Source organism: Rothia sp. HMSC069C03 (assembly GCF_001811075.1).
In the GTDB taxonomy this organism is placed as follows: domain Bacteria; phylum Actinomycetota; class Actinomycetes; order Actinomycetales; family Micrococcaceae; genus Rothia; species Rothia mucilaginosa.
The window spans coordinates 330,056-343,134 of the sequence record NZ_KZ627135.1 but is presented as its reverse complement, the minus strand read 5'-3'; the positions used below and the strand labels follow the sequence as shown (position 1 = coordinate 343,134).

Sequence of the window (13,079 nt, the reverse complement as noted above, 5' to 3'; positions counted from 1 at the left end):
AGAAGCTTAGATCACGATGTTCACGAGCTTAGGCGCACGCACAATCACCTTGCGGATCTCGGCGTCACCAATCGAACGCTGAACAGCGGCGTCCGCCAGAGCCAGCTCCTGAAGCTCCTGCTCGGAAATATCCTTCGCAACCTCCAGGCGAGCCTTGACCTTACCCTTAATCTGCACGATAGCGGTGACGGTGTCATCCACCAGCAGAGCCGGGTCAACCTCGGGGAAGCCCGCGGTCAGAACCGGGGTGTCGTGGCCGAGAGCGTGCCACATGTCCTCAGCGGTGTAGGGTGCGTACAGAGACAGCAGAATAGCGACAGTCTCAGCAGCCTTACGGACAGCCGGGTCAGCCGCACCAGCACCGGAGTCAATAGCCTTACGGGTAGCGTTCACAAGCTCCATGGTCTTCGCAACAACCACGTTGAACTTGCCGTTCTCCAGCAGGCCCTGAACCTCGTGCACGGTGCGAGCAATCAGCTTCTGCAACTCCAGGTCACCGGTGGTTGCGTCAACGCCGGGTTCGCTGGTGACGTCCTGAGCCACACGCCATGCGCGAGCCAGGAATTTCTGCGAACCGGACGGGGAAACATCCGCCCAGTCCACGTCATCCTCGGGCGGGGACGCGAAAATCATGGTGGTGCGGATAGCGTCCACACCGAACTTGTCGAGCTGCTCACCCAGGTTCACGCCGTTACCCAGCGACTTGGACATCGCCTTACCGCCGTTGAGCACCTGACCCTGGTTCATGAGCGCCTTGAACGGCTCATCGTGCTTGATCAGGCCCAGGTCGCGAACAACCTTGGTGAAGAAGCGTGCGTACAGCAGGTGCAGAATAGCGTGCTCCACACCGCCAACGTACATGTCGACGGCACCCCACTCGCTCATAGCCTGCGGGTCGAAAGGAGCCTTGTCGTAGTTCGGGGAAACGTAACGCAGGAAGTACCAGGAGGAATCCACGAAGGTGTCCATGGTGTCCGAGTCACGGCGAGCCTGCTTGCCACACTCGGGGCAAGGCACAATCGCCCAATCATCAGCAGCGGCAAGAGGCGACTGACCCTTAGGAGCCAGCTGCTCACCGCGCAGGTTATCGGGCAGCAGCACCGGCAGCTGATCCTCAGGAACCAGAACCTCGCCACAATCCTCACAGTGAATCACGGGGATGGGGGTACCCCAGAAACGCTGGCGGGACAGCAGCCAGTCACGCAGACGGTAAATGACCTTACCCTCACCAGTGCCGGCAGCCTCAACCAGCTCAATAGCCTTAGCGAGCGCCTCAGCCTTCGGCAGGCCGGTCAGCTCACCGGAGTTGATGAGCACGCCGTCACCAGCTGCGGCAACACCGCTGGTAGCCGGGTCCTCAGCACCCTCAACGTCCAGGACCTTCACGATGGGCAGGTCGAACTTCAGGGCGAACTCGAGGTCGCGCTGGTCGTGCGCGGGCACAGCCATAATCGCGCCGGTACCGTAGTCGGCGAGCACGTAGTCAGAAGCCCAGACGGGCAGCTTCGCGCCGGTCAGCGGGTTAATCGCGTAGCGGCCGGTGAACACGCCGGTCTTCTCGCGGTCAGAGGACTGGCGGTCAATATCGCTCAGTGCCTTAATGTCTTCGCGGTACTGCTCCAGGGCAGCCTTGTGCTCGGGTGCCACGATCTGCTCGGCGAACGCCGCATCCGCAGCAACCACGATGAAGGTTGCGCCGTACAGGGTGTCCGGGCGGGTGGTGAACACGGTGAAGGACTCAGCAGGCTGTTCCTCGGTCGCCTCAATCTCGAAGCGCACCTCAGCACCCTCGGAGCGGCCAATCCAGTTGCGCTGCATGAGCAGAACACGGTCGGGCCACTTGCCCTCCAGCTGCTCCATGTCGTCCAGCAGCTGCTGTGCGTAATCAGTGATCTTGAAGTACCACTGGTTCAGCGACTTCTTAGTCACGGTAGTACCGCAACGCTCACACGCACCGTTGACAACCTGCTCGTTCGCGAGCACGGTCTGGTCCTTGGGGCACCAGTTGACCATGGAGTCCTTACGGTACGCCAGGCCCTTCTTGTAGAACTGCTCGAACAGCCACTGAGTCCACTTGTAGTACTCGGGGTCCGAAGTGTGCAGGCGGCGGCTCCAGTCAGCGGCAATAGCGTAACGCTTAAAGGACTCAGCCTGAGTCTCAATATTCTTGTACGTCCACTCCTTGGGGTGAGTGTCGTTCTTAATGGCTGCGTTCTCAGCGGGCAGGCCGAAGGAGTCCCAGCCAATCGGGTGTAGAACATCGTAGCCGCACTGCTTGAAGTAGCGGGCGTTCATGTCACCAATAGCGAATGCCTCCGCGTGACCCATGTGAAGGTCACCGGAGGGGTACGGGAACATATCCAGCACATACTTGCGGCCCTTGGGGGCGTCACCGGTGGGCTGGAAAACCTTCGTTTCGTCCCAGTAGGGGCGCCACTTGGCTTCCATAGCGCGGAAGTCGTACGCATTTTCGTTGCGTTCGGTCTCTACCTGAGCAGACACAGCGATTCCTTAAATAAAGACAGGTTGATAAAAACTTAACCCTCCAAGTGTAACGCGAAACCCGCACCGCGCCAGAGTTGAGGCCACCTCGACTACCAAATGGACGGCACCACCCACCCGACCACCCGGCCAACCACCGATGCGCCAGGCGGGTTTCAGAGCCCTTTAAGGCTTCTCCCCTAGAATTAAGAACGGGACTTTGCCGTCCCAGTACCCAACCCGCGAAAGGTACCCATGACCTCCACCGTTACCCCGGACTCCCCCAACACCTCGATTCTTGAGGGTGTGCCCGGCCCGCTCATTCCCGGTACCCGCCACGACGCCCTCATTGGTGACGGCGCGCAGGCAGTCATTACCCGCTACTGGCAGTACGGCAAAGGCATGAACGACGGAACCTTCCCCGAAGGCTCCTACCCCGTGCTGCTCGTGCACGGCTTCCGCGGCGACCACCACGGCCTGGAAATCATCGCGAACTATCTGCTGAAGCTCATCCCGAACGTCAGCATCATCAGCCCCGACCTGCCCGGCTTTGGCCGCTCCGCAGACCTGCCCGAAAACAGTCAGGGCGGAGACAACATCAACGCGTACGTGGCGTGGCTGAACGACTTCGTGGAACACATTAACCCCACCCGCGAGGATACACAGCCCCTACCGCTGCACCTGGTCGGCCACTCCTTCGGCTCCATCGTCACCAGCGCCTTCGCCGCCGCACACCCGAACTCGCTCGCGCTCCTCTCGCTCATCAACCCGATTAGCGAGCCCGCCCTCGAAGGCAGCCAGCGCGTCGCCTCCCGCCTCGCCTCCCTCTACTACCGCGCCGGCGCGGCACTCCCCGAAAAAATCGGCTACCCGCTGCTGCGCTCGCAACTGATTACCCGCGCCTCCAGCGAAGTCATGATGCGCACCAAAGACAAAGCAATGCGCCGCTTCATCAACGGCCAGCACGCCGCCTACTTCGGCTCCTTCGGCTCCCGCCGCGGAGTGCTCAGCGCCTACGAAGCGTCCATTACGCACACCGCCGCCGAATACGCCGCCGCCATCCGAGTACCGGTGCAAATGCTCGTTGCCGAAGACGACGACCTGGGCACCCCCGAAACAGCTCGCGCCATGTACGCGACGCTGACCTCCCGCAGCCTGCCCGCGTCTTCGTCCGGTGCCCGCGAGCGCCTGGACATGATCCCCGAAGTCGGGCACCTCATCCACTACGAAACCCCTCGCCGCGCCGCGGAACTCATCGCCGATTTCGCCGCCGACCACTCAGGGAACGAGAAGTAAGGAACCAACATGAAACTCATGGTTGACGCCCGATACACCCGTATCGGCTTCCACGACGGCATCAGCCGCTACACTGCGTCCCTGCTGGGCGCGCTCAAAACCCTCATCGACACCGGTGACGAAGCCGCCACCGACCTCGACCTGACCATGATCATTAGCGACGAGCGTCAGCTGGACATGCTGCCGGATTTGCCGCACGTGAAGATCTGCTCGCCCACCGGCCCGCTCGAACCGACCGCCTCGCTGCAGCTGAATAAGTACGCGCCGGACGTGGTGTTCTCCCCCATGCAGACTATCGGCTCCACCGGACGCAAATTCAAGCTGATTCTCACCCTGCACGACCTGATCTATTACTCCCACCCGACCCCGCCCGGGTTCCTGCCCGCACCGGTGCGCGTGGGCTGGCGGCTCTTCCACAAGACCTACACTCCGCAGCGCTTCCTGCTCAATCACGGCGACGCGGTCGTGACTGTTTCTGAGTCGACCGCCTCGCTGATTCGTGAGCACGAGCTGACCACCAAGCCGCTGTTCGTGGTGCCCAACGCCCCGCAGCCCGGCAGCGTCGTCTCCCGCCAGACCGCGCTGGAACGCGCCATCACCCGCGAAGAGCAGCCCGTCAAGCACCTGGTGTACATGGGTTCGTTCATGCCGTACAAGAACGTAGAAACCCTGCTGCTGGCGATGCGTTCGCTGCCGGATTACCGCCTGCACCTGCTGTCGAAGATGCCGCCGCAGCGCCTGGTGCAGCTCACCGACGAACGCCTCATCGGTGAGAACGTGGAGGTGCACAACGGCGTGAGCGACGAGGAGTACCAGCAGCTACTCCGCCAGGCGCACGCTCTGGTGACTGCCTCCCGCGAGGAGGGCTACGGCCTGCCCGTGGTCGAGGCGCAGGCTGCCGGTTGCCCCGCGGTGATTAGTGACATCCCGATTTTCCGTGAGATTGCGCCGCACGCCGTGTTCGCGCCGGTTGACGGCGCCCCGGAGGCGAACGTCGCCGACTGGGTCAAGGCTATCCGCTCGCTGGAGGACACCGCCGTTCGCGAGCGCGTCATCATTGATGGGCTTTCGGATGTGCGCCGCTACTCCTGGCGCGACTCAGCACTCAAGCTGCTGGAGGTCGTGCGCGGGCTCTAGGGCCTGCGTTGGGCAAAGAAATGCCGCCGCACTCCCCCGAAACTCGGGAGGGTGCGGCGGCATTCTCTATCTACATCGGGGTTTATCTCTTACACGGACAAGCAGGTCATAACCCTCCTACACCCTGTCGAAGCGAAAAATAATGCAGACTTAGGATTCACTTATAGGCATTGCACATCAACATAACCACAGTTATGATGAAGGTTTCGTGCATGATGAGAAATATTGGTTATCCGCTCAGAATAAAACGAACGAGAACGCACCCATTGAGTAAAACATCCTCACTCAAATCTAAAATATATGACACATCTAGTCTAGTCTTACACTAAATAATCAAAGTAGATAACAAATAAAGGAACATAAATCCCGCCATACCCGTAAGTGCACCAAACAGCAACGACCAGAGATATATTCTTAGGGCATCAAGTTTTATGCCAGACTTCTTATCCCAATACAGATATTGACTATAACTAAAGACAGAATCATTAACTGGATAGAGCAGGAAAATAGAACTCACCACAAATGGCGTGAATAGCACCAAATACCCCAGCCAACGATCTGCAAACTTTAAATCGATCAGCATCATGATTACATAAACTGCAGTCGCAAAAATGACATACAAAATTCTAAAGGTCTTAAAATCACCCACATATCTATTACCAGACTGATGCATACCAACCATTTCGAGGATGTTACTAGAAACTATCTTACACATCAGAGACCCCTCCTTAAAATACGATTTAATTTTATGAGCAATCTTGTAAACAGGAATTGTATGTGAATCACTTTCAGGATTCAAAGATGATATTGAGTTTCCAACAAGATCAGCAGTGAAAGAATGATTTTGCCAGGTAGCCCTATCCTTTATATTTACAGTCTGAGATTCAGCTATTTGTTTCCTGGAGTACAGATAAGTCACACAGAAAATTAGACCGTATAGTACACTCCAGAAAACATCTGACATTACAGCAGAAAAGTCTCTATTGATAAGGTGGAGTACGGCATACATAGAATAATATACGCTTCCAACCAACGAAAGAAGGCCGACAATATTTCCCAAAATAAATCCCGACGTACGGCAACCATCCTGGCCAATATCTCGCAATAGACTTACTGGAGCAAATCCACTTCCAAAAGTAATTAAATGAAGTTTATCTTTATCGATATCTTGCACCTTCTGAATTGCATCAACAGACAAGTATGCTCCCATCGAATGCGCAACGACTGTAGTGGACGCAAAGCGGTACGCGTTCTACACAGGGGCGGCGAGGCTACACCTTCCGGAAGCGCCCTCAGGGTGCCCGAAGCGAAGCGAGGGCGGGTTCCCTGCGTAGGCGCGGAGGAAGTGTGTAGCGAACCGCCACGGAAGCAAACCGGAGCAGGAAGCCTTAGACCGTAGCAAAGCTACCGGTACGAGCTGCTTCCTTCGCAGCCAGTTCATCCGCATGACCATACGCGTAGAAAATCTTCGCGTCATCCAGCTCAGCAAAACGAGCCAGGTAGCGGCACACCGCGCCACGCTGAGCCTTCGTCATCGAGGACAGCAGCACAGGGTTCGGGTGAGTAATGCCGTTGTCGCGGCTCGGTGCCGAATCGCCAAATTCCGGCTCGTAATCATAGGCAATATTGGCAAAGCTCATCGGTGAGTACCTTTCCTTAGGAGCACCCTAAACTACAGCGCTCTGCTCTGCTTTACTCTCCTGCTTTTTCTCCCCTGCGGGGTTATGTTCCTCTGCATCCTCAGCGTCTTCATCCTCACCATCAAGACCCAGAAGAGCCGTCACCATCGGCAAAGGATTGAACTCGCTCAGCTGACCCGTACTGTCCACCTTGCGCATCATGAACGCACGCTGCAAACGCCGCTGAGTCCACGGCGAAAGCACCATCATTAGCAGCGCCTCCACCACAAAAATGCCGACCAGAATCCACAGCAGCAGATCCGAAGAACCCGCCTGCTCACGCAGCTGCTGAGCATCCGCCACCAGACGGTCAAAGCCCTCCGAATGCAGGCGCGACGTATCAAGCCCCGTCAACGCGGACAGGCTCACCGGCGACGCCACATTCAGAAGCACCGCATACAGTCCGTAATGCATGGTGCGCATCAGCTTCTTCACGCGCGCAAAACCGTGGTTCAGTTCCGTACCAATATCGGTGAAAGCCGCCGCCTTCTGCGTCTGCTCACCCGCCGGCATCATGTGCGGCACCAGGCGGTGCGCAAGCATCAATGGCACCGGCGAGCACGCATCAAAATACTGCATGTGACTATTCACCGACGGGCCCGGCAGGGTCACAAAGCTGACGTCTACATCGGCGGGCTGAGTAATATTCGACCTACCAATGCTGTCACCACGAGCGGAAATCTCGCACCGGTCAACCACATCAAGGTCCTGCAGCATCGGCGCGTAGGCGCGCACATACAGGTGGCAGGCGCTACGCACCGACATCATGAGCACCAGAATCAACGCACCCCAAAACGCCACCGAGGAGGCGGTCAACTCAGGCACAGCGCCCTCAACACGCAGCTTCGCCAACGCCAGTATGAACACCGCGTACAGCATGAAAACGCCGTGCACGAACAGCAGCGGAATCAGCCACTTCACGTAGGCGCGCGTGCCGTACGGGTTCATAAGGCTCACATCCGCAGGGGCCTTTGCGGAGGTATCTGCGGAGGCGGCTTTCTTGCGAACAATACGCACCCGCCCCTTGAACGCACCCGGCACGCTCGCCACCAGCGGCACCACGCTCAACGCCAGCGGAACCAGCATCGCATGATGCAGTAGCGAACGGTACGGACCAAACAGCAGGGACGCCTCCACCAGCCATGAGAACGCCGCGACCGCGCTCACCCACAGCAGCATCGCGCGGTTACGGTAGCCGCCCCCGGCATCCAGGGGCGCCGGAATATCGTTACGGTCACTAGCGATAATGCTAATCGGAACCACACCACTACCCAGACCGTAGAAGAAACGAATCGGCTTCTTACCCGCCGCCGCACGACGACGCAGAAGCTCATAGCTCAAATAGCCGCCCTGCGAATGGGCAATAATACCCACCGCATCGCTACGGGAACTCAAATCATCCAGCTGACGATCCAGACGCACATAAATACGCTCCAAATCGCGCGACTCCGGGCTGGTTGCCGTCTGAATCAGCTGCGTCGGAATAGCCTTCATCAGCGCCCACAGCTCACGGGCACGACGAGCCAAAACCCAGCCCACAATACCCAGGCCGAGCACCGCCGCCAGACCCGTAAATGCACCCTGCGGAGTACCCAGAGACGCCACAAAAGCATCACGGAACGTCATGAGCGCCATAGCTGCCAGCACCAGCCACAGCGCCACCTTCACAAACCGCGCCGTAGAACGAAGCAGGTGCCCGGCACGCTCACGCCAGGTTACGCCGGGGCGCTCATAGTAGAAGCAGAACATCAAAAACAGCGGCAAAACCGTCGCCAACCAGGGCAAATGCTCCTTCAACGGGCGGTAATGTCTGGGCCGCCAGAAGCCCTCCTGAAAAAGGAGGCTGCGGCGAGTGACCGTGCGAACCGGGCGCGGCTTCGGCTGAGGCAGGCGCGGAAGCTCAAGATTAGGCAGCTCAATATTCGGGAAGTCGATGCTCGGGAGCTCTACCTTGGGAAGCTCAATTTTCGGCAAATCAATTTTCGGCAAATCAATCTTAGGGAGCTCCACTTTAGGCAGTTCCACCTTGGGCAGCTCTACCTTCGGAAGTTCAACTTTCGGCGGACTGATTCTTGTAGATTCTTTGGGCTCGGAGGCTTTGGCGGGTTCTTCCTGCGCGGAGTTCTCTTCAACCTGCGGGCTTTCCTCAACCGGTTCAGCGGGGCCGGCAGGGTACTCCGTGCGCTCAATCGTCAATGAATACGTCAACTCGCTGTGGTGACTCAGCGGGTTCACCTCAGCGGCAGACGGGAAGGTATCACCGTCAGGAATCACCTCAACACGAACTCGCGCAGAAGCCTCCGCGGCGGGGTTCTCTTCGGAGGCGGTGACAGAATCCGTGTTCAGAGCCAGCAGAGTCTGCCCACTATGCGCCACCGGCTTGCCAAAATACGCGAGCGTCTCCCCGTGATTCTGGTAGCCGATACCGTGAACCAGCAGCACCGCCGCATCATGATGCTGGCCCTTGCGGTGCAGGGCACTCTTCGGGTGCGCAGAAGCATACTTCGTCAGCCGCTGCTGCTCACCATCAGGCAGCGCACTACCCTTCAGCAGATGAGGCACCTTCGACACGCCTCTCACCTCCTCGCCTCTGCGCACAGCGCGCCCGCAAACCCGCGTGCCAACGCCCAACCCGGGGCAAAAACGCCCCTCACTAGAACACTACAGCACGACTAGAAAATCACAGCACGTCCAAGCCGTCACAACGAATCTGAACCGGCCGCTCCCCCACGTTCTTCTTCAACGCCGCAATCGTTGCACGCGTAGCACGCAACTCACGGGTCACCTGCTGGGCAATGCCATACGAGAAGAACATCAGGGTACGCCAATCGCCCTGAACCGGCGCCTCCTCAGAATCCTCCTCAAGAGACTCCGACCAGGCAAAATACCCCTGATCCAGAGGAACCGGACCCACAATACGCAACTGCTCACGCACCCGCTCCGGCAACGCAGAAGAGCCCAAGAACTCCTCCATGAAGGCGCGAACATCCGCCTCCGCACCGGTCACCGCAGCCGTACGAACCGCCGGAGGCAGACCCGTCTGAGCGCGCTCCTCCAGCTCCTGACGAGCAAACCACGCCGGATCCCAACGCACCAGCGCCTGCTCCACCGGCGACGGCGAAGCAGTCGTCACCACCGTACCCTCAAGAGCCGCCGGACGAACCAACGCCGCCGCATTCAACCAGCGACGCAACGCCGCCTCCGGAGCACGCAACGAATCAAAACGAAGCATCCTATCGGCATCCAGAAGAAGCGCCGCCGCATAGCCACCAAAAGCCACCGGCTCAGCACCCGGAGTCGCCACCACCAACGCAGGCTCAGGACCAACCGACGCGCGCACATGGTCACCCGCCGAAGAAATCACCGGAACATTCGGGAACGCACGACCCAGCTCCTCAGCAGTACGAGTCGCACCCGCCGCCGAATAACGCCAATGCGTAAAACCACACTCAGAGCAACGCCATTGCTGCGCCAAATGACCGCACCACGAACACGACGGAACCGACGAACCCGAAGCCACCGACAAAGGCCCACTACACTCGCCACAACGCGCCGGCATGCGGCAACGTTCGCACGAAAACGACGGAATATAACCGCTACGCGCCACCTGCACCAACACAGGACCACGCGCCAACGCCCGACGAGCATGTTCAAACGCCAGGTGCGGAATACGCGCCATCGCCGCCAACGGGTCACGCGCCAACTCAAACTCCGAACCCGTCGAAAAAATACGCGGCGAATAATCACGCACCAACGCACGCGGCGCACGCACATGAGACGCCCAGCGGGTACGCACCAGACGCGCCGCCTCACTACTCATGCTGAACCCGGCAAACAGCGCCGCAGTATTCTCAGCAGAAGCACGCAAAAGCAACACATCACGGGTATGACAATACGGGGCGCGCTGCTCCACCAGCGAAGAATCGCCGTCATCCCAGCACACCACCAGGCCCAGGTTCGCCACCGGCGCGTATGCCGCCGCGCGGGTACCAATCACCACCGGCACCTGCCCCAGGCGAGCCTTCACAAAACCGTGATAGCGAGTATGCGGAGTCGAATCAGAACTCAAACGCACAAACGAATCAGCCGGCAGACGCTCGGCGAGCGCCGCCTCCAGAAGATCCAGGTTCTTAGCGGTCGGAACCACCGCAATTGCGCCGCGGCCACTGGCAGCAGCAGCCGCGAGTGCGGTCGCCAAAACATCCGCCCACGTGTGCTCCAGATGGCCGGGAAGAACCGTCATCACGGCGCGGGTCGCGGCACCGGCGGCAACATCCTCAATGAACTCCGCACCGTTCTCGTAATCAGAGAAGACGGAGGCGGCATCCGGCGCGTCCGGGTTCAGCGCCGGCGGGTCCAGCACGAAGGGGGCGGGCGCGCCGGGGGTGGCAAGCCACGCGTACGGGTCGGTAGCGCTGGCAGTAGTGGTACTGGAGGTGGCGGAGGCGGTAGAAGGCCCAGATTCTGCGCTCTCGGAAGCCACAAGCTCAGATGCCGCAGGCTCGGGGGCATCGGAAGTGCTTACCGGAGCAGAATCACCCAAATACGCCGACTCGTAACCCGGTAGAAGGGGCGCGTACTTCTTATCCAGCGCGGCAATGCGCGGCGGCACCGCCAGGCGCAGCACGTTCGCCACCGTGGAGGCGTAACGGTCAGCAAGCGCCTCGGCAAGCGCAAAAATTTCGGGCGCAACAGAGGGCACACGCGACAGCACCGACTTGAGCGGCAGCAACGAGGTGCGCGTCCAATCAGTCGTGGCGGCGCGTTCCTCAATGTAACCGGTCATCTCGTGGCCGTTGAACAGCACGCGCACGCGGGCGCCGGGCACCGCATCCTCACTCAGCTCGGCGGGCACACGGTAATCAAACGTGCGGTCCACCTGCGGCAGGGTGCTATCCACGCGCACGCGCGCCACAGGGTTCGGCACGCCGCTCGCCTCCAACTCGGCGGCAACGTTCACCGGCTCCGGGGCAGCCGGAATCAGGGCATCACGAAGAGCAGGAAATCCCTGCAACAGGTCAAGCTGTTGCAGGGATTCCTGCTGGGCACCCAACGGTGCCGAAGAGTTCGATTCAGAACTGCTCTGAGTCACCCGAATCTGCGTGCTCCTCTACCCTGACAGATATTAGGAGGAGGACACTGCCGAACGCAGTGCATCCACGCGGTTCAGGCGCTCCCAGGTGAATTCCGGCTCGGTACGACCGAAGTGGCCGTGAGCTGCGGTCTTCTTGTAAATCGGGCGGCGCAGATCCAGTTCGTTAATGATTGCCAGCGGGCGCAGGTCGAAGACCTCACGCACAGCCTTCTCAATCTTGATCGGGTCGACCTTCTCGGTGCCGAAGGTTTCAACGTACAGACCGACCGGCGCTGCCTGGCCGATAGCGTACGCAACCTGAACCTCGGCGCGGTCGGCAAGACCGGCACCCACAATGTTCTTCGCAACCCAACGCATTGCGTACGCTGCGGAACGGTCCACCTTCGACGGGTCCTTACCGGAGAACGCGCCACCACCGTGACGAGCCGAACCGCCGTAGGTGTCCACAATAATCTTGCGGCCGGTCAGGCCCGCGTCACCCACCGGGCCACCCTGAACGAAGCGGCCAGCGGGGTTCACAATGAACTTAGCGTTGGAGGAATCCAGCTCGACGCTGCCCAGAACCGGCGCGATAACGTGCTTCTCAATGTCTGCACGCAGGTCAGCCAGGTCGTAGCTTGCGGTGTGCTGGCTCGAAACAACGACGGTGTCCACGGAGACGGGCACGTTGTTCGAATCGTAGCCGAGGGTTACCTGAGTCTTGCCGTCGGGGCGCAGCTCGGTCAGCAGGCCGTCCTTACGGACCTTGGTCAGACGCTCAGAGAGGCGGTGCGCCAGCCAAATCGGGGCGGGCATCAGCACGTTCGTCTCGTTCGAAGCGTAACCGAACATGATGCCCTGGTCGCCCGCACCCTGGCGGTCGTACTCGTCAGCAGCAATGCCCTGACGAACCTCGAGGGACTCGTACACGCCGGCGTTAATGTCCGGGGACTGCTCACCAATGGAGACAGACACGCCGCAGAACTCGCCGTCGAAGCCGCGGGTAGAGGAATCGTAGCCGATACCCAGAATGGTCTCGCGCACGATGGAGGGGATTTCGACGTAGCTGGAGGTGGTCACCTCACCAGCAACATGCACCTGACCGGTGGTCACCATGGTCTCCACAGCAACGTTCGCTGCGGGATCCTGGGCGATGATGCCGTCAAGGATGGCGTCAGAAATCTGGTCACAAATCTTATCGGGGTGGCCTTCAGTCACCGACTCGCTGGTGAATAGGCGCAGATGGTTATTACTCACGGTTTCCACTCTACTGGTTGAGGGCGCGCGAAGATAGCGCGCTCGTAATGATGACGGTTTCCTTCAATTATGACACGTTTGTTAAGCGCCATTACGAGGCGGGGTGCTGCGTTCACACCCCGGGCGGGCCTTCACCCAGCGCCAGCCAGAGGATT

General features: G+C 59.6%; 8 protein-coding genes. 2 read left to right on the top strand and 6 right to left on the bottom strand.

Going from position 1 to position 13,079, the window contains the following annotated elements; translation table 11 throughout:
• Positions 1-6: 6 nt before the first annotated feature.
• On the bottom strand, positions 7-2,508 hold the full coding sequence (gene leuS / locus HMPREF2779_RS03445; RefSeq protein WP_369825411.1) for a leucine--tRNA ligase: 2,502 nt from the start codon (positions 2,506-2,508) through the stop codon (positions 7-9).
• Positions 2,509-2,736: 228 nt separating this feature from the next.
• Here leuS and HMPREF2779_RS03440 point away from each other — a divergent pair, with 228 nt between their 5' ends.
• Both HMPREF2779_RS03440 and HMPREF2779_RS03435 read left to right on the top strand, forming a co-directional pair.
• Complete coding sequence (locus HMPREF2779_RS03440; RefSeq protein ID WP_070686877.1) at positions 2,737-3,777, top strand: alpha/beta fold hydrolase; 1,041 nt, start codon at positions 2,737-2,739, stop codon at positions 3,775-3,777.
• A gap of 9 nt (positions 3,778-3,786) precedes the next feature.
• Entirely contained in the window at positions 3,787-4,914 is a 1,128-nt protein-coding gene (locus tag HMPREF2779_RS03435; RefSeq protein ID WP_105360836.1) for a glycosyltransferase family 4 protein, read from the top strand.
• Positions 4,915-5,239: 325 nt separating this feature from the next.
• Here the strand turns inward: HMPREF2779_RS03435 and HMPREF2779_RS08960 are convergent, their stop codons facing one another.
• From HMPREF2779_RS08960 to metK, 5 genes are all read right to left on the bottom strand, one after another.
• Complete coding sequence (locus HMPREF2779_RS08960) at positions 5,240-6,112, bottom strand: hypothetical protein (protein WP_158676579.1); 873 nt, start codon at positions 6,110-6,112, stop codon at positions 5,240-5,242.
• Positions 6,113-6,302: 190 nt separating this feature from the next.
• Positions 6,303-6,554 carry a DNA mismatch repair protein gene (locus tag HMPREF2779_RS03425; protein WP_070686884.1) on the bottom strand — a complete coding sequence of 84 codons (252 nt, stop codon included), beginning with the start codon at positions 6,552-6,554 and terminating at the stop codon, positions 6,303-6,305.
• Positions 6,555-6,581: 27 nt separating this feature from the next.
• Complete coding sequence (locus HMPREF2779_RS03420) at positions 6,582-9,164, bottom strand: aconitase (protein WP_233992246.1); 2,583 nt, start codon at positions 9,162-9,164, stop codon at positions 6,582-6,584.
• A 109-nt stretch (positions 9,165-9,273) separates the two neighbouring features.
• Positions 9,274-11,685 carry a primosomal protein N' family DNA-binding protein gene (locus HMPREF2779_RS03415; protein ID WP_105360834.1) on the bottom strand — a complete coding sequence of 804 codons (2,412 nt, stop codon included), beginning with the start codon at positions 11,683-11,685 and terminating at the stop codon, positions 9,274-9,276.
• A 33-nt stretch (positions 11,686-11,718) separates the two neighbouring features.
• Positions 11,719-12,924, bottom strand: coding sequence for a methionine adenosyltransferase (gene metK / locus HMPREF2779_RS03410; RefSeq protein ID WP_005506182.1), 1,206 nt, complete (start codon positions 12,922-12,924; stop codon positions 11,719-11,721).
• Positions 12,925-13,079 lie beyond the last annotated feature (155 nt).